Here is a 24,520-nt window from a genome sequence, read left to right as displayed (position 1 = left end):
CGAATACGTTTTTCATTAGGTTTTTGATTAATATTTATGGAATTTTACTTTAATACAAAAAAGATTTTATGCTAGTTTACCTTCGATTATTAAAAGAGAGTTTGGGCTTTGCAATGAATGCATTGCGAAACAACAAGTTAAGAACATTGCTTTCTTTGTTAGGAGTTACTATTGGAATTTTTTCGATTATAGCTGTACTTGCGGCTGTGGATTCTTTAGACAGAAAAATTACAAAAGATTTGAGCAGTTTGGATAAAAATACGATTTATCTAATGAAGAGATCTTTTGGGCCTTCAGAGATTCCTGAATGGAAAAGAGAACAGTTTCCTAATATGAAATATGACGAATATATTTATATGAAAGGAGCGATGACTAGTACTGAACAGATGGGATATCAAATGTTTACTAGAAGGGAATCTATTAAATATGAATCGAAAACAGTAAGTGATGTTAACATAATTCCAGCTTCTCATGAGTTTATTGATATTCAGGGTCTTGAATTTGAAAAAGGAAGGTTTTATAATGAATCTGAATCTAATTCAGGAGCAACTGTTATTATCCTAGGTCATGAAATTGCAAAATCATTATTTGAGGATGTAACTGATCCTATAGGTAAAAACGTTCGTTTGTATGGACAGCGATTTACTGTTATTGGCGTTTTGAAAAAACAAGGAGCTGGCTTATTTGGTGGTGATAGCGATGATACTACTGCATATTTGCCTGTGAATTTTGTTCGACAATTGTATGGTGATAATTCAGAGAAAGTTTTAACGGTAGTTGTTTTTAAACCGATTAAAGGAGTAGATATGGATTCTTACAAAGCTGAAATTTCTCAAAAATTAAGAAAATTCAGAGGGTTGAAGGCTGGTGAAATTGATAATTTTTTCATTAATGTTTTTTCGGGCCTAACGGATCTTATTGATGGGATTTTAGGACAAATGAATGTTGTAGGCTGGATAATTAGTGGTTTTTCGTTACTGGTAGGAGGTTTTGGGATTGCCAATATTATGTTTGTTTCGGTAAAAGAGCGAACTAATTTGATTGGAATTCAGAAATCATTAGGAGCCAAAAACAGATTTATACTATTTCAATTTTTGTTTGAAGCCATAATACTTTCAGTGATTGGCGGAATGATTGGACTTTTTCTGGTTTGGATAATTTCTGTAATCTTGACAAAAGCATTAGATTTCGAATTTGTTTTAAGCGCTGGGAATATTATTCTGGGAACTGGATTAGCTGCTGTAATTGGATTGATATCCGGAATACTTCCTGCTATTTCTGCTTCAAAATTAGATCCTGTGGAAGCGATTAGAACAGGAATGTAAATTATACGAACTCTATTAAAGAAATAAAAAAACAGCTTTCAAATAATTTTGAAAGCTGTTTTTATTTGTAGTGAAATAGTTGAAAAATAAAAAATCCCGATTGCTTCGGATTTTCATTTATCTAATAGTATTGTTTTGAATCAAATCGATATACAAGTTGATCTTGTCTTTCAATTCTTTTCTAGGTGTAATAAAGTCTAAGAAACCATGTTCAAGTAAGAACTCAGCAGTTTGGAAACCTTCCGGTAAATCTTTACCTGTTGTGTCTCTTACAACTCTTGGTCCGGCAAAGCCAATTAATGCGCCTGGTTCAGAAATATTAATGTCTCCCAACATGGCGTAAGAAGCAGTTGTTCCTCCAGTTGTTGGATCCGTACATAACGAAATGTAAGGCAACTTTGCTTCGGCAAGTTGAGCCAGTTTTACTGATGTTTTTGCTAATTGCATTAATGAATATGCAGCTTCCATCATTCTTGCTCCACCTGATTTTGAAATCATTAGAAAAGGCAGTTTGTTTTTGATGGCGTGATCGATTCCTCTTGCGATTTTTTCTCCCACTACAGCTCCCATAGAACCTCCGATAAAGGCAAAATCCATACAGCAGATAACAACATCTTTTCCTTTTGATTTACCAACTCCGGTACGCACTGCATCTTTAAGTTTGGTTTTTTCCATAACATCTTTCAAACGATCTGCATATTTTTTTGTGTCAACAAAATGCAAAGGATCTTTAGAAGTCATGTTTTTATCTAATTCAACAAATTCATTGTTGTCAAATAAAATTTGAAAATATTCTGTACTTCCAATTCTAACGTGAAAACCATCTTCGGGACTTACAAATAAGTTACGAGCTAGTTCATCGGCATCAATAATTTTTCCAGTTGGAGATTTGTACCAAAGTCCTTTTGGAATGTCCATTTTGTCTTCGGTAGCAGTAGTAATCCCTTTTTCTTTTCTTTTAAACCAAGCCATATTTATTGTTTTTGTTGTTTCAGGTTTAAGGTTTAAAGTTTTGAAACCTTAAACCTGAAACTTTAAACTTTTTATTATAATGTATTTACGTTGTTCAAGTCAGCAAATGCTTGCTCAAGTCTTGCGTTGAAAGTAACTTCACTTTCACGCAACCATTTTCTTGGATCGTAATATTTTTTGTTTGGAGCATCAGAACCTTCTGGGTTCCCAATTTGAGTTTTCAAATAATCGATGTTTTTTACCATGTAATCACGGATACCTTCCGTGAAAGCAAATTGTAAATCAGTATCGATATTCATTTTTATTACTCCGTAGCTTATTCCTTCTCTGATTTCTTCTAATGTAGAACCTGAACCACCATGGAAAACGAAGTCTACCGGGTTGTGTCCTGTATTGAATTTATTTTGAACAAAATCTTGAGAATTTTTTAAGATTTTTGGAGTCAATTTTACATTTCCTGGTTTGTAAACTCCATGTACGTTTCCAAAAGCAGCTGCAATTGTAAATTTAGGGCTTACTTTAGAAAGTTCTTCGTATGCGTAAGCAACTTCTTCAGGTTGTGTGTATAATTTAGAACTATCAACATCAGAATTGTCAACACCATCTTCTTCACCACCTGTAATTCCAAGTTCGATTTCAAGTGTCATTCCCATTTTGCTCATTCTTTCTAAATATCCTTTGCAAATTTCGATGTTTTCTTCGATAGGCTCCTCAGATAAGTCAATCATGTGAGAAGAAAATAATGGTTTTCCAGTTTCAGCAAAATGTTTTTCTGAAGCATCTAATAAACCGTCAATCCAAGGCAATAATTTTTTTGCGCAGTGGTCAGTATGTAAAATTACGGTTGCTCCGTAAGCTTCCGCCAAAGTATGAATGTGTAATGCACCAGCAATTCCACCAGCGATTGCTGCTTTTTCACCTGCATTAGAAAGTCCTTTTCCTGCATTAAATTGTGCTCCTCCATTAGAGAATTGAATGATAACCGGAGCATTAAGTTTTGCTGCAGTTTCAAGTACACCATTGATCGTATTTGATCCCGTAACATTTACTGCCGGAAGTGCAAATCCTTTTTCTTTAGCATAATTAAAAATTTCCTGAACCTGATCTCCTGTAGCTACGCCTGGTTTTATGTTGTGTGCCATTGTAATTTTTTTAGTTATTTTATTTAGTTTTTAGTTTGCAAAAATAAGAATTAATTAGCATTAGAACGGATAATTTATTCCAAAATTTAAAACGGAGTTAGCAAAATTGTATTCTCTAAACCATCTTTTGTTGGTTTCATTGGCTGGATTGTAGGTTTTAAATCCTAAATCAAAACGAATTACAAAAAAACTCAGGTCATATCTAAGCCCAAATCCAGTGCCTAATGCGATATCTTTTAAGTCCTTAAATTGTGTAAATGTCGATTTCTCATCCTCTACATTGTCCAATACGTTCCAAATATTTCCTGCATCGGCAAAAAGGGCTCCTTTTAAACTGCCTAATATTTTAAAGCGATACTCTCCGCTAATGGCAATTTTCATATTTGCCTCATTAAAATCGTCTAATGCGCCACTGCTGCCCGGTCCTAAACCATACGGTTGCCATGCTCTGTTGTCATTTGATCCTCCTGAAAAATAACTTCTTGAAAAAGGAATGTAGTCTGAATTTCCAAATGGAATGGCTATCCCGAAAAACGATCGGAATGCAAATATTTTTTCTTTGGATAGATCCCAATGTTTAATGTAATCAAATTCTGTTTTTATGTATTCTGAATATTCTAAATTGAATATTTCATAATTGCCAGTTGAGTTTTTCTTTTGATTAGTTGTTGCTGCAATAGCAGATAAAATGGTTCCAGCCGATTCTATTTTTGTTTTAAAAAGATAAAATGTATTGTCTGTTAAATCCTTTTTGGTTGTTTTTGAGAAAGTAAAACTGGTCGCCAAAATAAAGTCATTTTCCGTAAGCCTAAGTCTTCGCTCTTCAATGCTTTTTACAGATTGAAAATCTTCGGCTTCTAATGGTTTCAAAAAGTTAGCGTTGCCTGTGAGCGCATCATTAGTAAAGCCAGCGGTTCCCTCTTCAATAAGCAAATTTTTATCAATGTCATTGTTATAATAGGAAGGATTTGTGTTGTATTCTTTGCTGATTTCATTCAAAGCATTATAAGAAGAACCGTAAACATTAAAGTAATTCTGTTGATTTAGGTTTCGCACAAACTGAGTGTTGAACAAATCAAATCTGGCGGTATTGTTTCTTTTTGGAGTCCAATTATAGGATAATGCTCCTGTAAAATTCTCTTTGTCTAGACCAATATTTTGTTGTTTTGCAAAACCCATTGTGATTAGTGTTGATGGAATCATGCTTTTAGGAATGATTTTTTCAGTGCTGAAAGGCATGAAAATCCTTGGAATGTTAAGTTTTAAATCCAAACCATATTCAGATACATTGAAGAAATTATTCTTTGGATTCGCTAAATCCTTTGAAGATCCAATATTACCACGCACAGCTAATTCCAGTGTTTCGGCTCCGTTGAAAACATTTCGAATTGTTTCAGAAACACTTAAGCCCACACCAAAATCCTGTATGTTAGAATGAGTAACATCTAATGTTGTCCCAAAACTATATTTTTTTCGGGGTGTCAAATACACTTTTGCAATCAATGATTGTGCAGTGGAATCTCTTGGGTCAACTTCATATTGTATTGAGGGATAGTTGAAAATTTTAAGATTGTTTAAATACCGAGTTGTCAAGACGGTTTTATAATCGGCAAATAATCCTCCTTTTGTAATGAAGATAGCATTAGTAATTGCTCGTGGTTTGTACCTTAATTTGTTCTGACTGTATAGATTAAAGTTCTTGTAAGTAGTGCTGTCTGTAATTTTTATACTGTTATTGCTTGGGGAATAATCAGTGTAAATATTTACATCACTTATTTTGTATATTTTAAAAGGTTCTGTTCGGGTTGAATCACCATTTTGATATGAATAATTATTAATCATCAGGTTTATATTTGCCTGATTGACTTTTTTAATGGTGTCTATGTCAAAAGTTACATAATTAGGTTGAAAATAATACACTCCGTTGTTCCTGAAATGAGTGGTGATTCTGTTTTTTTCATTCTCAAAATCTTCTGTTTTATATTGATTTCCGGATTTGATAAATGTGTTTGACTTGTTGCTCTCATATAAAGAATCTAAAGCCGGAGTTAAAATAGTAGTTCTCAAGGAATCTAAAAAATAAGCATTTCCAGGAGTAATGGCGTATTTTATCTTGCCCTTTTTGATACTCAAAGTGTCTATTTTGTAATTGGCATTGACATTAAAAAAACCATTGTTGAAATAATAATATTTCAAACGCAACAATGATTTATCAGCTCTGTCTTTATCGATAATTACGGGAGGTTCTCCAGTTTTTTTTAAGAAATCATGGATCCCGTGATACCAGAACGATTTTCCAAGTCGATTAACTTGTTTTTCAGAGAGCCATTTTGATTTTCTTCTAAATTTTTCCGGATTATTTGTAAACTTGGCTTGATAGGTTGAATCTGGATTTAGGTTGGCAAGATTGTAAAGATTCAATCTTAAACGGTATCCAAGTAAGGTACTGTTTGGCTTTTGATACAGTTGATTAAAAACATTTTCATCCTTAATTGTTTTGTCATTTACAGTAATTTCGTTTTTTGTAAGCAGAAGTTTTCCATCCGGAACTCTTTTTACAGCGTTACAAGCGCAAATTAGTATTGCAATTAGAATAAATGCAGTTATTTTTGTGGAAGTTTTTTTCAAGTGTTCTAAAATATTTAATTCAAAAGTACATTATTTTATGGTTAGTAAAAACCAAATAAAGCTTATAACGAGTTTGCAGCAAAAAAAATATAGAATTGCCAATAAATTATTTTTTGCCGAAGGCGTAAAAGGGATTCATGAACTATTGGAGTCTAATTTTGAATTGGAACATTTGTATACCACCCAAAATGATTTTGAAGAAGTTCCAGCAGCTAAAAAAACGATTATTCAAGAAAATGATTTAAAAAAAATAAGTGCATTAGCAACTCCAAATACTTGTTTGGGAGTTTTTAAAATGCCATTGGAAAAACCAATTATTGAAACCGGTTTAATAGTAGCGCTTGATGCAATTCGTGATCCGGGAAATTTAGGGACTATATTGCGTTTGTGTGATTGGTTTGGTGTTAAACAGTTGTTGTGTTCCAAGGAAACGGTTGATATTTATAATCCAAAAGTTGTTCAGGCAACTATGGGTTCTATAGCCAGAGTTAACGTAAATTATATTGATCTTAATGCTTTTATTGTACAAACACAACTACCCGTTTTTGGTACTTTTATGGATGGCGAGAATATTTATAAATCGGTTTTGCCCAAAGAAGGAATAATTATTATGGGTAATGAAGCTAATGGAGTTTCTGCAGCACTTGAAAAATTAGTAAAAAACAGACTCACAATTCCTCGTTTTGGAGATCTTCAAAAAACAGAAAGCCTTAATGTTGCCACCGCTACCGCTATAGTATTAAGCGAGTTTTGTAGAGGGTAAGTCTTTAATGGAAAGTAAAATTAATGAAGACTGCTCTGGTTTTCAAGGATTCTATATTGCTTGTCCATGGACTGTTTGGGTCTTTGTCTCGGATTAATTCGTCATTCATCCCAAAAACACCTCTTATGGAAGGGGAAAATATAAAATATTCTGAAAAAAGATCAATTCCGAAACCCAATTCATAATTAGTTGTCCACGCTTTTACTCTAAAGCGTTGTTCTAAATTGTCATCAATTAATTTAGAATTGCTGGACAAGTTTAACGTTGCAGATACACCTCCCACTAAATAAGGACGAATATTCCCTGTTCTAAGTGAGGAGAATTTCACTAATAACGGAAAATGGATGTAAGTACTATTCACTTCCCTAAGCGCATCTCCACTGTTTGTGAAATTTGGATAATATAAGTCTCTTTTGGTATAATAAAGACCTGGCTCAAATCTCAAGTCAATATATTCCTGAAGTTTCAAATCAGCGACGATTCCTACATTAAATCCGGTAGTTCTTTTTATAAGAATATCAGGTCCTACCGTTTTATAGTCTATTTTGAAATCATACGAGTTGAATCCCAGATAAAACCCGTAGTACATTCTCTTTTTTTGAAAATTTTCCAAATTAATAATAGGGTCTCTGCTAAATATGTTTTTAGACTTTTGAGCGTATCCTTTTATAATAAAAGCAAAAAATAGTAAGACAATTATTTTTCTCATGTTTATGCTGAAATCTTCAGTATTATTTTTTAGAAGCTGAGTAAATGGTAGCTACACCAAAAGTTTGTGGTAAGGCTACAACATCTATAAACCCAATTTTTCTTAAAATATTGTTTAATGCTTCTCCATAAGGAAATGCAGCAGCAGATTCAGATAAATATCCATAAGCAACATCATCTTTAGAGAAAACTTTGCCTATTAATGGAAGAATGTTTTTAGTGTAAAAATTATATCCTTGTTTGTAAGGTGTTTTGTCTGGAACCGAAGTTTCTAGAATCACAAATACTCCGTTAGGTTTTAAGACTCTTAAAATTTCAGCTAAGCCTTTTTCTAAGTTTTCAAAATTACGTACTCCAAAAGCAACGGTTATCGCATCAAAATAGTTGTCTTCAAAAGGCATGTTTTCTGAGTCTGCTAAAATCATTTCAATAGTATTAGAAAGATTTTTAGAAGCAATTTTCTTTACGCCCACTTCCAGCATTCCTGCAGAGATATCTAGTCCGATGATTTTTTCAGCATTTGTTTGCGCCATCAAAATTGCCAAATCACCAGTTCCGGTTGCAATATCCAGAATAATCTTCGGGTTTGACTTTGAAACTATTTGCAATACTTTTTTACGCCATTTTATATCAATACCGAAAGAAATGACACGATTCAGATTGTCATAATTTCCAGAAATGGTGTCAAACATTTTAGCAACTTGTTCTTTTTTACCTAGAGCTGAATCTTTATAGGGTGTTATTTTTTCTGACATTTTTTTATTTTGTACAAATATAATACAAACTTGACGAACTTAAAATGGGTTTCAAAAATTAGAAACAAGTTTTATTTTTAGTTTTTGAAATAGCTTAAAAACCAGAATTCACTTTATTTGAAATATCACTAAAAGTGGGTATTGTAACTAAGGATTTTATTGTACAAATTTGTTATTCAGGAAAATAACCATATTAAATGATTAAAAGAGAACCGATCAACCAAATCAAGTGGATAATTTTAGCGTTTTTTATCTCATTTGTTCTTGTTAGCTGTTTTGAAAACACTGTTTTACAAAGCAGTGTTGTTGTTAAAGCGCAACATACGTTCTTAGGATTAAATTTGTTTTTGGAAATTTTAATTTTTTTCGTCTTTAGTACCTTCGTGGTATTTGGTATTAAAGGCTTTTTTGAGATGTATTCTCAGAAAACTTCAAATGTTATAATCTTCATTTCTGGAGTATTACTAATATTTGTAATTTTTATTTTATGTTATCAAATCCTCTTTCAAGAGTAGGTCATCTCTTTGATCAATGGTTAAAAAAAAACATCCCGTAAAAAGGATGTTTTTTTGTTTTATTTTCTAATGAATGTCTGATACGAATAATCGTAGAGATGTTTTTCATCCTTCTTATTAAATTCTGAGGCTATTATTTTCCACTCTTCATCATTAATATCGGGGAAATGCGCATCACCCTCAAAGTTGTGATGAACACGTGTAATTTCTATTTTGTCAGTGAAGGGAAGTCCTAATGTATAAATTTCACCACCGCCAATTATGAATGTGTCTTCGTCTTTTGGACAAATTGCTAATGCTTTATCAATACTGTCAACTATGATACAACCTTCGGCTTGATATTCTTTCTGTCTGGTGATTATAACGTGGGTTCTGTTTGGTAAAGGTTTCGGAAAACTTTCAAATGTCTTTCTTCCCATTATAATATGATGTCCGGAGGTAAGGGATTTAAATCTTTTGAAATCATTTGGCAAATGCCAAACCAGTTCGTTGTCCTTACCTAGAGCATTATTTTCGGCAACGGCCGCAATCATTATTATCATAATTGATTTACTGTTATTTAAGGTCGTCGTTGTTGACCTGTGTTTGTAATTGATCCAGTTTTTTTTGTTGTAAAGCGACTAGTCGGTCTATTTGTTCTCTTTCCCAATTTTTATTCATAAAACGATCTGTGATGAAAATTTTTATAAAATGTAAAATAAAGAGGAACAACCAAATCGTAATTACCCAAATTGACCAGTGAGAATCTACGGCAATTTCGAAAAATTTATTAGCAATAAATAAAAGCAAACTCCCTAAAACGAAAAGAACAAAATGAAAATACAGTCTTTTTTTTTGTTTAATTCTTCTCCTTGCATACTCGTACTGTTCGTGTAGTTCTTTTTCCATTGATCAAAATTTAGGTTATAAAGGTAAAATTTATTTTGGAAAGTCACTATTTTGCCTATAGATTATTTAGAATGAAAACGTTTTCTGATTTTTGAATAGTAAATTTTACCCAGCTATAATTATTGAATTATTCATAAATTAACATAGTTTGGGCTATTCTATTAAATCTTTGGGTCTCTGTTGAAAGTTCAAATTCTTTTATTTTCTTTGTCTTATAAATCTATAAATGAAATAGTTATGGCAATCAAGAAACAATTCGTTAAAACAAAACCAGTTTGTAAAGTTACTTTTTCGGTAGCTGCAAAAGAGGCAAGTCAAGCTTCCGTTGTAGGAGATTTCAATAATTGGAGTGTTGCTGATGGTGCTTTGAGCAAATTAAAAAATGGTACTTTCAAAGGTGTATTTGATGTAAACAAAGATGCAGCTTATGAATTCAAATACGTTATAGACGGTACATTTGTAAATGAGCCGGAAGCCGATTCTTTCAAATGGAATGAGTTTGCAGGAAATGAAAACGGTGTTTTAGTAGTTTAACTAAAACACCGTTTTTTTATTGGATTAGACCGCAACACTACCTTTTATCAAGGCATGTGGTTCATAGCCTTCGAGAGTGAAATCGTCAAAATCGAATGCGAAGATGTCTTTTATATTTGGATTCAAAATCATTTTAGGCAATGGTTTTGGCTCACGGGACAATTGCAATTCAAGTTGTTCAAAATGATTGTTGTAAATGTGTGCGTCGCCAAAAGTGTGAATGAATTCACCTGGCTCCAAGTCGCAAACCTGTGCAATCATCATGGTGAGTAATGCATAAGAAGCAATATTAAAAGGAACACCTAGGAAAATATCAGCACTTCGCTGGTACAATTGACACGATAACTTGCCGTCAGAAACATAAAACTGAAAGAAAGCGTGGCAAGGAGGCAAAGCGGCTTTATTGTTGGCTACATTTTCGTCAAATGATTTTGTAGTGTCCGGAAGCACCGAAGGATTCCATGCCGAAACCAACATTCTGCGACTGTTAGGATTGGTTTTTAATTCCTTAATAAGTTCTGAGATTTGGTCAATCTCTTCGCTATTCCAGTTGCGCCATTGGTGTCCATAAACGGGTCCTAAATCTCCATTGGCATCAGCCCAAGCATCCCAAATTTTAACTCCATTTTCTTGAAGGTAGTTGATGTTTGTATCCCCTTTTAAAAACCAAAGCAATTCGTAGATAATAGATTTTAGGTGTAATTTTTTAGTGGTAACCATTGGGAAACCTTCATTCAAATCAAAACGCATTTGGTAACCAAATACACTTTTTGTTCCTGTTCCGGTACGATCTCCTTTTTGACAACCGTTTTCCATTACGTGTTGCACTAAGTCTAAATATTGCTTCATTGTATCTTTATTCTATTTGCGGTAAGCGAGTTTAGTTTTTATATATTTTTCCGTCTTTCATTACAAATACGACTTTTTCCAGCGTTTTGATAGTATTCAAAGGATTTTCATCAACGGCGATAATATCTGCCAAAAAGTTTTCTTTGATTTGTCCTACTTCATTTCCAATGCCTAATAACATGGCATTTGTTGTTGTTGCTGATTGTATAGCGGCTAATGCGGGCATTCCGGCTTCAACCATATAACCAAATTCCTTTGCATTTGTACCATGAGCAAAAACTCCTGCGTCGGTTCCAAAAGCAATTTTGACTCCTTTTTTATATGCTTTGGCAAAAGTAGCTTTCAATTGTGGGCCAACTTCTCTGGCTTTCGGAACTACTATGTCAGGATAAAAACCAGTAATCTCTGCATTTTTTTCAACTTCTTTTCCAGCAGTCAAGGTAGGAACTAAATAAGCATCATATTTTTTCATCAATTCCATTGTCTCTTCACTCATAAAGGTGCCGTGCTCAATGGTTTTTATACCGCCTAATATGGCTCGTTGCATGCCTTCATCACCGTGGGCATGAGCGGCAGTAAGCATATTATAATCTTTTGCAGTTGTAGTGATAGCTTTAATTTCTTCTAAAGTAAACTGAGGATTTTTACCACTTTTTGCCACGCTTAAAACACCGCCTGTAGCTGTGATTTTAATAACATCGGCTCCTTCTTTATAGCGTTCTCTTACTGCTTTTACTGCTTCTTCCGGAGAATTGATTACACCTTCATGTGGGCCTGGATCGCCTACAAGTTTTCTATTGCTTCCGTTCGTTGGGTCAGCATGTCCGCCTGTTGTGGCAATCGATTTTCCTGCAGTATATATTCTTGGACCTTTTACGATTCCTTTGTTAATAGCATTTCTTATGGAGATATTAACGCCGGTTCCTCCTAAATCACGTACGGTTGTGAATCCGGCCAGAAGTGTGATTTCGGCACAACGAACTGCTTGAAATGCAACGTCAGCCTCGTTGTCTAAATATTTCGACATGTAACTTTTAGTGTCGTGCTCTCCTTCAATATGCACGTGTAAATCGATAAGACCTGGCAATACATATTTGTTTTTTAGGTCGATTTCAATGTCTTCGGGTTTGGATTTAGATACAAACCCATCTTGTATTTTTATGATTTTGTTTTTAGAAACAACTATGGTTTGGTTCGATAACTCTTTGCCAGATTGAGTGTTTAGAATTTTTCCGCAGTGTAAATAATAATCTTGAGAAAAAACGACTGTAGAAATAAATAAGGTTACGGCAATAAGGACAAATTTTGTTTTCATAGATTAGTTTTATAACAGATGTCAATAAAAATATATAAAAAAGTGCAGCATTAAATACAGCTGCATTTTTTACGAGGTTAATCGTTTATGTATCAAATAATGCAATAATGAAAATCAAGATAAAGTTATCTCTTCGAGATTTCGTCTCTAATTTTTGCTGCTTTTTCGTAATCTTCATGTGAAACCGCTTGGTCTAACAGCTCATTTAATTCCTGTAAACTGTGTTTAGAATAGGTTTCTCCAGATTGATTGCTTTCCTCTTCATGACCAAAAGTCTCTGGATTAGACAACACATCGTCAATTTCTTGAGAGTCTTTATTGGCTTCCAATGGATTTGCTTTCAAGTATATTCCTGCTTTGTCCAAGATGTTTTTGTAGGTAAAAATAGGAGCATTAAAACGCAACGCTAACGCAATTGCATCGGATGTTCTGGCATCAATAATTTCCTCTATTTTATCTCTTTCGCAAATGATACTCGAATAAAAAACACCATCAACTAGCTTATGAATAATGACTTGTTTTACCACAATATCAAAACGTTCTGCAAAATTTTTAAATAAATCATGAGTCAAAGGACGTGGTGGTTTTATTTCTTTTTCTAATGCAATAGCAATTGATTGTGCTTCAAAAGCACCAATGACAATGGGTAATTTTCTTTCGCCATCAACCTCGTTCAATATCAAAGCATAGGCTCCGTTTTGAGTTTGACTGTATGAAATTCCTTTTATGGATAATTTAACTAAGCTCATAATTCTTAAATGGGTAAGTACAGCGTACTTATTTTTGATGAAAATCAAGTTTCATTTTTTGTTAAAAAAAATGCTACTTAAAAGCAAAGATACAAATATCTTGTTTTTAAGTAGCATTTAAATCGATTTAATGATTTCCTGTTTTAGGAATTCTGAGCTTTGAAAGCTTTAAATTTCTCTATTAATTTTGGTACAATTTCAAAAGCATCTCCAACAACTCCGTAGTCAGCTACTTTGAAAAATGGTGCTTCCGGATCGCTGTTGATTACAACTTTAACTTTAGAAGAGTTGATTCCTGCAATGTGTTGTATCGCTCCCGAAATTCCAATCGCTATATATAAGTTAGTAGCCACCGGTTTTCCAGTTTGTCCTACGTGTTCTCCGTGAGGTCTCCATCCTAAATCAGAAACTGGTTTTGAACAAGCAGTTGCAGCTCCAAGAACTGTAGCTAATTCCTCTACCATTCCCCAGTTTTCTGGACCTTTTAATCCACGACCAGCAGAAACTACTATGTCAGCATCAGCAATGGAAACTTTTCCAGAACCTTTTTCTACCGATTCTACTTTTACACCAAAATCATTGTCTCCAATAGTTGGGTTAAAATCTTCTTGAGTTAATGTAGATGCATTTTCAAAAACACCATAAGAGTTTTTAGCAAGGCCAAGAACTTTTACGTCTGTTGCAATTTCAGTAATATTAAAAGCTTTGTTTGAAAAAGCATTTCTTTTTACTTGAAAAGGCGAAGTTGAAACCGGTAATCCTACAACATTTGACGCATAACCAGCTTCTAAAGCTACTGCAACAAGTGACGAAAGATAAATACTATCTGTAGTTGATGAAAGTAAAACTAATTTTACGTTTTCTTTTTGAGCAGCTTGTTTGATAACATCGGCGTATGCTTTTGCTGTAAAACCTGATAATTTATCGTTGTTTACTTTCAATACTTTGTCTACTCCGTATTTTGACAATTCTGAAACATCTCCTGCATTTACTGTTACAGCCGTAACGGTAGTTCCTAAAGTTTCCGCTACTTTTTTTGCGTAAGAAGCTAATTCGAATGCAACTTTTTTAAATTTTCCTTCTGCGTATTCCGCATATATTAATATTGACATAATGATTTTAGATTTTAGATTAACGATTTTAGAATTTTGATTTTAGAAATTAGACTAATGATTCTCGATTTTTTTTGCTCCCGAAACTTCGGGACAGCAATCAAAAATCGTTAATCTTCAATCAGCAATCAAAACATTAAATCACTTTCGCCTCGTTGTGTAATAAATTGATTAATTCATCTAAATTGTCAGGAGAAATTAATTTCACTGCTGATTTAGGAGCTGGTTTTTCAAATTTCACTGCTTTTGTGTTTACAGTTGCATCCACAGGCTCCAGAATTGTCAAGGCTTTGGTTCTTGCTGTCATAATTCCTCTCATGTTTGGAATGCGTAAGTCTTTTTCTTCAACCAATCCTTTTTGTCCACCAATGATTAATGGTAAAGTAGTAGCAACGGTTTCTTTTCCTCCGTCAATTTCACGAACAGCTTTTACATTTGTTCCGTCAACAGTCAGGTTAGTACAAGAATTAAGGAAGTTGTATCCTAAAATTCCGGCTATCATTCCAGGAACCATTCCGCCATTATAGTCTAAAGATTCTTTTCCAGCGATAATTACATCGTAACTTCCGTTTTTAATTACTTCAGCAAGTTGTTTGGCAACGAAAAATCCGTCAGTAGGATTTGCGTTTACACGAATGGCTTCGTTAGCGCCTATTGCTAATGCTTTTCTTAAAGTTGGTTCGGTTTCTGGTCCTCCAACATTTACAACAGTTACAGTTGCGCCTTGTTGTTCTTGAAACCAAATGGCACGCGTTAAACCAAATTCGTCATTTGGATTGATTACGTATTGTACTCCATTGGTGTCAAATTCAGAATCACCGTTGACAAAGTTGATTTTTGAAGTAGTATCAGGAACGTGACTGATGCAAACTAATATTTTCATAAGTATATATTTTGATTTTTCTAAAAAGCTTTGACAAATTTAAAATAATAATTCGAATAATATACTATGCATGCATAATATTTTTCAATACTATTACGATTTCGTAGCCCGGATAGCAGCGGCATCCTTCCTGTGGCTCCTTTAGCCACAGGAAGATACAGCGGATAGCCGGAAATAGCTCCTGAAAATTATCCCTATAAATCATGATTAATTTAAAGTAATTTATGCTTTTAAGTGATATAAAATATTTATTTTTGCTTTTTCGAAAATTAGACACATACAACATATAATATGAGAACGATACAATTTAGAGAGGCCATTTGCGAAGCGATGAGTGAAGAAATGCGTCACGATGAGTCCATATACTTAATGGGTGAAGAAGTTGCAGAATACAATGGTGCGTACAAAGCATCTAAAGGAATGCTTGCTGAATTTGGTGAGAAAAGAGTAATTGATACTCCTATTGCTGAGCTTGGTTTTACTGGTATTGCAGTAGGATCAGCAATGAACGGATGTAGACCTATTGTAGAATACATGACTTTCAATTTCTGTTTAGTAGGGATTGACCAGATTATAAACAATGCTGCCAAAATGCGTCAGATGACTGGTGGACAATTTAATGTGCCTATCGTTTTTCGTGGTCCAACAGCTTCGGCAGGACAATTAGGAGCGACTCACTCACAAGCATTAGAAAACTGGTTTGCGAATACTCCGGGTCTTAAAGTGGTAGTTCCATCTACAGTTTATGATGCTAAAGGTTTGTTGAAAGCAGCTATTCGTGACAATGATCCTGTAATTTTCATGGAATCAGAACAAATGTATGGTGACAAAGGTGAAGTGCCAGATGGTGAATACACTATTCCACTTGGAGTTGCTGATATCAAACGTGAAGGTACGGATGTAACAATAGTTTCTTTTGGAAAAATTATCAAAGAAGCGCATATTGCTGCTGACGAATTAGCCAAAGAAGGAATTTCTTGTGAAATTATCGATTTGAGAACCGTACGTCCTATGGATTATGAGACGATTTTAACATCGGTTAAAAAAACGAACAGATTAGTTGTTCTTGAGGAAGCTTGGCCTTTTGCAAGTGTCGCTTCAGAAATTACCTATATTGTTCAAGAACGCGCTTTTGATTTCTTGGATGCGCCAATTCAACGTATCACAACTGCTGATACTCCAGCGCCTTATTCTCCAGTATTACTGAAAGAATGGTTGCCAAATGCGGGTGATGTGGTAAAAGCGGTTAAAAAAGTAATGTATAAAAAATAAATTTTTTTAGATTTTGATTTTTAGATAAACTTTAACAGTCGACGGTCTAAATTTCAATTAATCTAGATGTCTAAATACCTATATTTGAAACTTCATCAATTATTTATTTGATGAAGTTTTTTTTTGAATGATTATGAAAAAGAATCTCTTATTTCTCTTGTTTTTTCTGTTGGTTTCTGCAAGCGCAGTTTTTGCACAAACTAAAGTGAGCGGTATTGTGGTAGACAAATCAAATCAGCCTATTCCTTTTGCAAATGTAGTTTTTAAAGGCTCCAGTGAAGGGATTGTGACTAATGAAGACGGTAAGTTTTATCTTGAATCCCAAAAATCATACTCCATTTTGCTGATATCTTCAGTAGGTTTTTCTGAGAAAGAAATTATTTTGGACAAACTTGTAAATTACAATTTCAAAATTCAGCTGAGTGAAGCCGAAAGCCTAAGCGAAGTAGTTGTTTTTGCCGGAAAAACGTCTAAAAAAAATAATCCTGCGCTAGATATTCTTAAAAAAATTTGGGAAAGAAAACGCAAAAACGGACTCTATTTGTTTGACCAATACCAGATGGAAAAGTATGAAAAAATAGAATTTGACATGAATTCTATTGACAGCGCTTTCATGAAAAGCAAGCTTTTCAAAGGAATGGAGTTTATATTCGATCAAATGGATACTTCCAGAGTAACTGGGAAAACCTATTTGCCTATTTTTATAAATGAATCGCTCAATGATGTTTATGGTGATAATAAATTAAAGAAGGTAAAAGAAAAAATAAAAGCCAATAAAACGTCTGGTTTCAATGGGAATCAACAAATTTTAACTTTTGTAAAAGACTTGTATTCGGATTACAATATCTACAACAATTACTTGACTTTTTTTGACAAAAGCTTTACCAGTCCGTTGTCTAAAACAGGGATTGATGTCTATAATTATGTGTTGAAAGACAGTGCGTATATAGATAAAAAATGGTGTTATAATATTGTTTTTTATCCAAGGCGAAAAAACGAATTGACTTTCAAAGGAGATTTTTGGGTGAATGATTCGACATTTGCCATAAAGAAAATCAATATGGCAGTTACCAAAAGCGCCAATATTAACTGGGTAAAAGATATTTACTTAGAGCAAGAATTTGAAGTGGTCAGTGATTCTGTTTTCTTATTGACTAAGGATTATCTAATGTCTGACTTTGCTTTAAACAAAAAAGAAAATTCTAAAGGAGTTTACGGTAAACGAACCAGTTTTTATAGAAATCATCAATTTAATAAGGAGCAACCAGTATCTTTTTATAAAGATGAGGTTAATTATATGGATGACGAAGTCTACAATAAAACGGATGAATACTGGAATGAAAACCGTTTTGAAAACCTAAGCAAGGATGAATTGGGCGTTTATAAAATGCTCGACACGTTGGAAACCGTAGATAAATTTAAGCGATTGTATAGTTTGGTTTCGATACTTGGAAGCGGTTATGTAGAATTTAAAAACTTCGATTACGGACCTGTTTTTTCCACATTTGGATATAATGAAGTTGAAGGAGTGCGATTGCGAGTAGGAGGAAGAACCTATTTTGGACCTAACGATCCTTGGCGTATTCAAGCCTACACAGCGTATGGATTTGATGATGATAAATTCAAATACGGACTTTCAGGGAAATGGATGATTGACAAGAAAAATCGAATCATTTTGTCCGGAGGAAATAGGCGCGATATTGAACAAATAGGCGCCAGTTTAACCACCACAAATGATGTTTTGGGCAGAAGTTTTGCTTCGTCCTCCGTATTTTCGTCCGGTAGCAACGGGAAATTGACTAACATCAATTTGACTAACGTTGCAATAGAAATAGAACCCATAAAAAACTTGACGTTTCAGGCCGGTATTTCGTATCGTACACTAGAGTCCGCTTCTACTATTTTTAGCTTGGATTATTATACGGATATAGCAAATTCGATTACCGAAAGTGAAGTAAAACAATCCGAAGTTAATTTCCAGGTTGAGTATTCGCCAAAGAGAAAAACCATAGGTTTTGGAGTTGAAAGAAGCAATGTTGACAGTCCGTATAGTCGCTTTTTTGTGAATTACAGTCATGGATTCAAAGGGCTTTTAAACAGTGATTTCAAATATGATAAATTACAATTGTATTACAAACAACCCATAATTATAGGACCTTTAGGAAGAACCAATATTATTATGGAAGTGGGGAAAACCTTCGGGAAAGTGCCGTTAGGATTACTGAGTGTTATTCCTGGGAATCAAACTTATTTTACCATAGAAAACACATTCAGCAACCTTAATTTCTATGAATTTGTGTCAGACCAGTATGCTACTTTGCAGTGGAATCACAATTTCAATGGTCGAATTTTTTCCAGAATTCCGTTTATGCGTAAACTCAACTGGAGAGAAATTGTATCCGTAAAAGGGGTTTATGGAACCATTTCTGATGAAAACAGAGCGATTAATGCTTCGGGTTTAATATACAATGCACCAGAAAAAGTGTATTGGGAATACAGCGCCGGAATTGGGAATATCTTCAAAGTATTCCGCATCGATTTCGCTTGGCGAGGCAATTATCTCAATACGCCTGACACGAATCGTTTTACTGTAAAAGGATCGTTCGGGTTTAATTTTTAGGAGCTATTCCAGCTGTACACTATATCTTTTTATAAGGCGAAGAAAAATCGCCTTATAAAAAGGATGTCGTTTCCATCTGGGCTAAAAAACATCAGATTATGCAAGAAGCTATCGACTACCTTTTAGAAAAAGATACCATTTTCAAGTCAATTATTGAACAATACGGAATGCCAACTATTCCCAAAAGACCGCAAGGTTTTGAGACTTTGGTATTGTTAATTTTGGAACAACAAGTATCTATAGATTCCGCCAAAGCTACTTTTTTAAAAATAAAAGCCAGTCAAAAAGCCATAGCACCGGAAATTCTTCTTCACATATCGGACGAGGAATTTAGGAATCTTGGCGTAAGCCGACAAAAAACATCGTATATAAAAGCTTTGGCAACAGCTATATTGAATAAAGAGCTAGATTTAGAAAGTTTGCCAGCCAAAACGGCTCAGCAAGTACGTGAAGAACTTATCAAAATCAAAGGGATAGGAAACTGGACCATCGATATTTATTTAATGTTTTGTCTGCAATCTCCGGATTTATTGCCTTTAGGAGATATTGCGGTCGTAAATACCATAAAGGAATTGCTTGATATTCATGATAAAGATGCCATGGAAATTCATGCAATACAATGGAGTCCGTATCGTTCTTATGCAACCTATCTTTTGTGGCATCATTATTTAAAGAAACGAAATAGGACAGTGGTTTACTAAAGTACTCACTGTTAAAATTTAATCAAGAGATAACATTAATTTTTTATTGTAAAAAGGGATACTTTCCTTACTTTTGCACCCATAAATATAGAAAAGAAAAACTAAAATGACTGCAGACAAATTAACAACTTTCGATGTCTTAATCGAAATACCAAGAGGAAGTAGAAATAAATACGAATATGATTTCGAAATAAAAAGAATGCGTTTTGACAGAATGTTATTCTCTTCGATGATGTACCCGGCTGATTACGGATTTATTCCTGAGACATTAGCTTTGGACGGAGATCCATTAGATGTTTTGGTTTTAGTAAACGAACCAACTTTTCCTGGATGTGTAATGGAAGTAAAACCAATCGGTGTTTTCCACATGGCAGATGATAAAGGACCAGATGAAAAAGTAATCTGTGTACCAGTTTCAGATCCAATCTGGAATTCATTGGAAAACCTTTCAGATATTAATCCACACTTATTAAAAGAGATTGAACATTTCTTTCAAGTGTACAAAGATCTTGAAAACAAACAAGTTGATGTTGAAGGTTGGGGAGATGTAAACGAAGCGTACGCAATTATTAAAGAATGTACGGAGCGTTTTAATCAAATTGAGAATAAACCAGAAGGATTATTCAGTATTAAATAAATAATTACCATAATTTTTATAAAAAAAGCAATACTCTGTTAAGAGTATTGCTTTTTTGTTTATTTTCGTTTTGTTGCATTATTAATATTAACCAAAAACCAAACCAAAATTATGAATACAATAATGATTTATTTGCCAATAGCCATGGCATTTATTGGACTGGCATTTATGTTTACAAAACGAGCATGGGTTTTAAAACAAGATCCGGGTGACGGTAAGATGAAAGAGATTTCAGATTACATTTACGAAGGAGCTTTGGCTTTTCTTAAAGCAGAATATAGGTTATTGACTTTCTTTGTCATTGGAGCAAGTGTTGTTTTGGCCGGAATTTCATTTATCGTTCCTACTACACATATATTAATAGTAGTTGCTTTTATTTTTGGAGCTTTTTTCTCTGCTTTAGCGGGGAATATGGGAATGAAAATAGCAACAAAAACAAATGTTAGAACCACGCAGGCTGCCCGTACAAGTTTACCACAAGCATTAAAAGTTTCTTTTGGCGGTGGAACCGTAATGGGATTAGGAGTTGCAGGCTTAGCCGTTTTAGGGTTGACCACTTTCTTTATTTTCTTCTTTCACTTTTTTATGAATGGAATTTGGACTTCTACTGAAGATATGACTATTGTTTTGGAAACATTAGCTGGGTTTTCTCTTGGAGCAGAATCTATCGCCTTGTTTGCCAGAGTTGGTGGTGGAATTTATACAAAAGCTGCCGATGTTGGTGCTGATTTAGTGGGGAAAGTAGAAGCGGGAATTCCCGAAGATGATCCTCGTAATCCTGCTACAATTGCAGATAATGTAGGGGATAATGTGGGAGATGTTGCCGGAATGGGTGCCGATTTATTTGGTTCTTATGTTGCCACAGTTTTAGCGGCTATGGTTCTTGGGAATTATGTAATCAAAGACATGGGCGGAAATATTCAAGATGCTTTTGGCGGAATAGGACCTATTTTATTACCAATGGCAATCGCCGGTTTTGGAATTTTATTTTCCATCATCGGAACGATGTTAGTAAAAATTACAGATGATAATGCTAAAGAAGCACAGGTTCAAAAAGCATTGAATATAGGAAACTGGGTTTCAATTATTTTAACAGCTATCGCTTGTTTCTTTTTAGTACAATATATGTTGCCGGAAACCATGAAAATGGATTTCTTTGGAGAAGGAACTAAAGAAATTTCGTCAATGCGTGTTTTCTATGCTACAATCGTCGGATTAGTGGTTGGAGCCGTTATCTCATCTGTTACGGAATATTACACAGGATTGGGTACAAAACCAGTTATGGCAATTGTACAAAAATCGTCAACCGGAGCAGGTACAAATGTAATTGCAGGACTGGCTACAGGAATGATTTCTACATTTCCAACCGTTTTATTATTTGCAGCTGCGATTTGGACATCATATGCTTTTGCAGGATTCTATGGCGTGGCTTTGGCTGCTTCGGCGATGATGGCAACAACAGCAATGCAATTAGCAATTGACGCTTTCGGACCAATATCGGATAACGCAGGTGGAATTGCTGAAATGAGTGAGTTACCAAAAGAAGTACGTACCAGAACCGATATTTTGGATTCAGTAGGAAATACAACTGCAGCAACTGGAAAAGGATTTGCAATCGCCTCGGCGGCATTAACGTCATTGGCTTTATTCGCTGCTTATGTAACGTTTACGGGAATTGACGGAATCAATATTTTCAAAGCACCCGTTTTAGCCATGTTATTTGTGGGCGGAATGATACCGGTAGTTTTCTCTGCTTTGGCGATGAATTCTGTTGGAAAAGCTGCTATGGATATGGTGTATGAAGTGCGTCGTCAGTTCAGGGAAATTCCAGGAATTATGGAAGGAACCGGAAAACCGGAATATGCTAAATGTGTCGATATTTCTACTAAAGCCGCTTTGCGCGAAATGATGTTACCGGGAATTTTGACTATTGGTTTCCCAATTGCGATTGTTTTACTAGGGAAATTAGTTTATGCGGATAACAACCAATTAATTGCAGAAATGTTAGGAGGTTATATGGCTGGAGTTACCGTTTCTGGTGTACTTTGGGCTGTTTTTCAAAACAATGCCGGTGGTGCTTGGGACAATGCCAAAAAATCTTTTGAAGCAGGAGTTATGATTAATGGTGAAATGACGTATAAAGGTTCTGATGCGCACAAAGCGGCCGTTACCGGAGATACTGTTGGTGATCCGTTCAAAGATACATCTGGACCATCAATGAATATTTTGATTAAATTGACGTGTTTGATAGGTTTGGTAATTGCCCCAATTTTAGGAAACGGAAGTCATACAATTTCTGATAAAGCAGCGTGTTGCGCTTCGACAGAAATGTGTGCTTCAATGTCTAAAGAAGAATGTCTTGCAAAAGGATGTGACAGTAAAACATGTAAATTCATGAATGCTTCCGGAGTAGCTACCGAAATGGTTTCTAAAGAAGTTTCTATCGAAAAAACAAATGTTGATGGAAAAGTAAAAGCTACTATTAAAACAAGTATCAACGGGAAAGTTACTATTCAAAAATTTGAAGGAACTGACGAAGAAGTGCAAACTAAGATTGATTCTTTAAAATAAGTAAAAGTCTTGTAACTAAAAAATGCCTCGCAATTGTGAGGCATTTTTGTTTATAGGATGGAATGGTTTTAGAATAATCCGTTCAATTCGGCATCGATACGGTTAAAAATATTTCCTAAATCTTCAGGATTGTCAACAAAATTTATGTTGTCAACATCAATAATTAATAATTTTCCTTTGTCGTAGGTTTGAATCCAACCTTCATAACGTTCGTTCAAGCGACTCAAATAATCAATAGAAATTGAGTTTTCGTATTCACGACCACGTTTGTGTATTTGTCCCACTAAATTAGGGATAGAACTTCTTAAATAGATCAATAAATCAGGTGCTTTAACTGTAGATTCCATTAATTCAAAAAGAGAAGAATAATTCTGGAAATCGCGATTGGTCATCAAGCCCATTGCATAAAGGTTAGGAGCAAAAATATGAGCATCTTCATAAATAGTACGGTCCTGAATGATTTTTTTACCGCTTTCGCGAATTTGCATCACCTGACGGAAACGGCTATTCAAGAAATAAATTTGTAAATTAAATGACCAACGTTCCATTTGATGGTAAAAATCATCCAAGTATGGATTGTCAACTACATCTTCAAAATGCGGTTCCCATTTAAAATGTTTCGCTAATAATCGAGTTAAAGTTGTTTTTCCGGAACCTATATTTCCTGCTATTGCTATGTGCATTACGGTATTGTGATTTTATAATTTGTAATTCCTGCGGATGTAAAAATAGATAAAATTTGGTCCTTGTAACAGAATTTTTTAAACGTTTTTTCTGAAATTTCAATTTCAGTTTTTTTGCCTTTTTCTACATCTTCTAAAATCAAAATGGAGTTCTTGGAATAGAGAAACTGGTTTTCGTTAATAATAGTAACAAAATCATAATCAGGAATTATTCCCATACTTATTATTTTTCCAAAAATATCACATACGTACCAGTTGTTTTTATTGTCTATCCAATGAAAGACATTGAAATCCGAAGAATAATTTTTAATGTTTTCTGTAAAAGGAACCGAAATGGTTTTGTAGTTATTACCTAAATAATCATAAAGTCCCAGTTGCTGATTCATAGTGTTGTAAATCCACAATTGATTTTGAGAAGCTATTCCAATTGCTGAAGCTACAATAGGAATCGTATGGTCTGAAAAATTGATTTTTTGAGTTTCATTCAATTGATTGTCCAATACAATAACACTGTTGAAATTTTCGTAAAATAATACGATTTTAAGCGGATTTTGCAAGTCAACTGTAGTGATTTTACCCAAAGAAATATTTTTATATTCTAAAGTATCTCGTTTGCTGATTTTAGAAAAAACATTGTTTTTAATGGTGTAATAAAAGCCAAACGAATCGTATCCTAAAAACGCATCTCCATCAAAACGAATGAAGTCAATTTTAGTTGGAGTCAATTTTTGGTTCTGACTCGATACTACTGAAAAAGAGGCGATAAAGAGTAAAAATACTAATTTCTTCATGAAAGCGAAATTACGATTAAACCATATACAATTATGATTGTCTTATTATTATTTTAACAGAATACTTGTAACAAAAATAGTATTTTTCAGTCTTATTTATTAAAATC

General features: G+C 34.1%; 22 protein-coding genes. 8 read left to right on the top strand and 14 right to left on the bottom strand.

From position 1 onward, the window contains the following. The first annotated feature begins 68 nt into the window (after positions 1-68). Positions 69-1,325, top strand: a complete 1,257-nt coding sequence (locus QLS31_RS08645; RefSeq protein ID WP_282743520.1) for an ABC transporter permease — start codon at positions 69-71, stop codon at positions 1,323-1,325. 117 nt (positions 1,326-1,442) lie between these two features. On the opposite strand, the gene accD is transcribed toward QLS31_RS08645, so the two are convergent. The 3 genes from accD to QLS31_RS08630 form a co-directional block, all read right to left on the bottom strand. Continuing rightward, positions 1,443-2,297 (bottom strand): acetyl-CoA carboxylase, carboxyltransferase subunit beta, encoded by an 855-nt coding sequence (accD, locus tag QLS31_RS08640; protein WP_282743519.1) that lies wholly within the window; start codon positions 2,295-2,297, stop codon positions 1,443-1,445. Between the two features lie 74 nt (positions 2,298-2,371). After that, positions 2,372-3,439, bottom strand: a complete 1,068-nt coding sequence (gene fbaA / locus QLS31_RS08635) for a class II fructose-bisphosphate aldolase (RefSeq protein WP_099713613.1) — start codon at positions 3,437-3,439, stop codon at positions 2,372-2,374. A 60-nt stretch (positions 3,440-3,499) separates the two neighbouring features. Then, positions 3,500-6,067 (bottom strand): BamA/TamA family outer membrane protein, encoded by a 2,568-nt coding sequence (locus QLS31_RS08630; protein WP_282743518.1) that lies wholly within the window; start codon positions 6,065-6,067, stop codon positions 3,500-3,502. Between the two features lie 37 nt (positions 6,068-6,104). Between QLS31_RS08630 and QLS31_RS08625 the strand changes: the two genes are divergently transcribed. Beyond that, on the top strand, positions 6,105-6,830 hold the full coding sequence (locus tag QLS31_RS08625) for an RNA methyltransferase (protein WP_282743517.1): 726 nt from the start codon (positions 6,105-6,107) through the stop codon (positions 6,828-6,830). A gap of 4 nt (positions 6,831-6,834) precedes the next feature. Here the strand turns inward: QLS31_RS08625 and QLS31_RS08620 are convergent, their stop codons facing one another. From QLS31_RS08620 to QLS31_RS08605, 4 genes are all read right to left on the bottom strand, one after another. Further along, positions 6,835-7,539, bottom strand: coding sequence for a porin family protein (locus tag QLS31_RS08620; RefSeq protein WP_099713611.1), 705 nt, complete (start codon positions 7,537-7,539; stop codon positions 6,835-6,837). A 22-nt stretch (positions 7,540-7,561) separates the two neighbouring features. Then, a complete protein-coding gene (gene ubiE, locus QLS31_RS08615; RefSeq protein WP_282743515.1) occupies positions 7,562-8,293 on the bottom strand; it encodes a bifunctional demethylmenaquinone methyltransferase/2-methoxy-6-polyprenyl-1,4-benzoquinol methylase UbiE in 732 nt (243 codons plus the stop codon). Positions 8,294-8,867: 574 nt separating this feature from the next. Beyond that, positions 8,868-9,350, bottom strand: coding sequence for a dihydrofolate reductase (locus QLS31_RS08610; protein ID WP_282743514.1), 483 nt, complete (start codon positions 9,348-9,350; stop codon positions 8,868-8,870). A gap of 13 nt (positions 9,351-9,363) precedes the next feature. Beyond that, positions 9,364-9,696, bottom strand: coding sequence for a 2TM domain-containing protein (locus QLS31_RS08605; RefSeq protein WP_121340865.1), 333 nt, complete (start codon positions 9,694-9,696; stop codon positions 9,364-9,366). Between the two features lie 237 nt (positions 9,697-9,933). On the opposite strand from QLS31_RS08605, the gene QLS31_RS08600 reads away from it, so the two are divergent. Further along, positions 9,934-10,230: an isoamylase early set domain-containing protein gene (locus tag QLS31_RS08600; protein WP_282743513.1), complete on the top strand. Its 297-nt coding sequence runs from the start codon at positions 9,934-9,936 to the stop codon at positions 10,228-10,230. A 24-nt stretch (positions 10,231-10,254) separates the two neighbouring features. On the opposite strand, the gene QLS31_RS08595 is transcribed toward QLS31_RS08600, so the two are convergent. From QLS31_RS08595 to QLS31_RS08575, 5 genes are all read right to left on the bottom strand, one after another. After that, positions 10,255-11,079, bottom strand: coding sequence for a thymidylate synthase (locus QLS31_RS08595; RefSeq protein WP_282743512.1), 825 nt, complete (start codon positions 11,077-11,079; stop codon positions 10,255-10,257). Positions 11,080-11,110: 31 nt separating this feature from the next. Next, on the bottom strand, positions 11,111-12,394 hold the full coding sequence (locus QLS31_RS08590) for an amidohydrolase family protein (protein WP_282743511.1): 1,284 nt from the start codon (positions 12,392-12,394) through the stop codon (positions 11,111-11,113). Between the two features lie 125 nt (positions 12,395-12,519). Beyond that, positions 12,520-13,143 carry a bifunctional nuclease family protein gene (locus QLS31_RS08585; protein WP_121343254.1) on the bottom strand — a complete coding sequence of 208 codons (624 nt, stop codon included), beginning with the start codon at positions 13,141-13,143 and terminating at the stop codon, positions 12,520-12,522. A gap of 143 nt (positions 13,144-13,286) precedes the next feature. After that, a complete protein-coding gene (locus QLS31_RS08580) occupies positions 13,287-14,255 on the bottom strand; it encodes an electron transfer flavoprotein subunit alpha/FixB family protein (protein ID WP_099713606.1) in 969 nt (322 codons plus the stop codon). Between the two features lie 136 nt (positions 14,256-14,391). Beyond that, complete coding sequence (locus tag QLS31_RS08575; RefSeq protein ID WP_121340868.1) at positions 14,392-15,138, bottom strand: electron transfer flavoprotein subunit beta/FixA family protein; 747 nt, start codon at positions 15,136-15,138, stop codon at positions 14,392-14,394. A 291-nt stretch (positions 15,139-15,429) separates the two neighbouring features. On the opposite strand from QLS31_RS08575, the gene QLS31_RS08570 reads away from it, so the two are divergent. From QLS31_RS08570 to QLS31_RS08550, 5 genes are all read left to right on the top strand, one after another. Then, complete coding sequence (locus QLS31_RS08570; RefSeq protein ID WP_091204253.1) at positions 15,430-16,410, top strand: pyruvate dehydrogenase complex E1 component subunit beta; 981 nt, start codon at positions 15,430-15,432, stop codon at positions 16,408-16,410. 133 nt (positions 16,411-16,543) lie between these two features. Next, a complete protein-coding gene (locus QLS31_RS08565) occupies positions 16,544-19,030 on the top strand; it encodes a DUF5686 and carboxypeptidase-like regulatory domain-containing protein (protein ID WP_282743510.1) in 2,487 nt (828 codons plus the stop codon). Positions 19,031-19,128: 98 nt separating this feature from the next. Further along, positions 19,129-19,731, top strand: coding sequence for a DNA-3-methyladenine glycosylase (locus QLS31_RS08560; RefSeq protein WP_099713604.1), 603 nt, complete (start codon positions 19,129-19,131; stop codon positions 19,729-19,731). Positions 19,732-19,837: 106 nt separating this feature from the next. Beyond that, positions 19,838-20,368: an inorganic diphosphatase gene (locus QLS31_RS08555; protein ID WP_099713603.1), complete on the top strand. Its 531-nt coding sequence runs from the start codon at positions 19,838-19,840 to the stop codon at positions 20,366-20,368. Positions 20,369-20,479: 111 nt separating this feature from the next. Continuing rightward, on the top strand, positions 20,480-22,939 hold the full coding sequence (locus QLS31_RS08550; RefSeq protein WP_282743509.1) for a sodium-translocating pyrophosphatase: 2,460 nt from the start codon (positions 20,480-20,482) through the stop codon (positions 22,937-22,939). Between the two features lie 68 nt (positions 22,940-23,007). Here the strand turns inward: QLS31_RS08550 and QLS31_RS08545 are convergent, their stop codons facing one another. Together QLS31_RS08545 and QLS31_RS08540 are read right to left on the bottom strand one after the other, a co-directional pair. Then, positions 23,008-23,622, bottom strand: coding sequence for a deoxynucleoside kinase (locus QLS31_RS08545; RefSeq protein ID WP_099713600.1), 615 nt, complete (start codon positions 23,620-23,622; stop codon positions 23,008-23,010). After that, on the bottom strand, positions 23,622-24,413 hold the full coding sequence (locus QLS31_RS08540; RefSeq protein WP_282743508.1) for a hypothetical protein: 792 nt from the start codon (positions 24,411-24,413) through the stop codon (positions 23,622-23,624). Before QLS31_RS08540 ends, QLS31_RS08545 begins: the two co-directional genes overlap by 1 nt. Positions 24,414-24,520: the final 107 nt, after the last annotated feature.

The sequence above is a fragment of the Flavobacterium sp. XS2P24 genome (genome assembly GCF_030010285.1).
Taxonomy (GTDB): domain Bacteria; phylum Bacteroidota; class Bacteroidia; order Flavobacteriales; family Flavobacteriaceae; genus Flavobacterium; species Flavobacterium algoritolerans.
The sequence above is the reverse complement of the archived record's forward strand: the minus strand, read 5'-3'. Positions and strand labels throughout refer to the sequence as shown.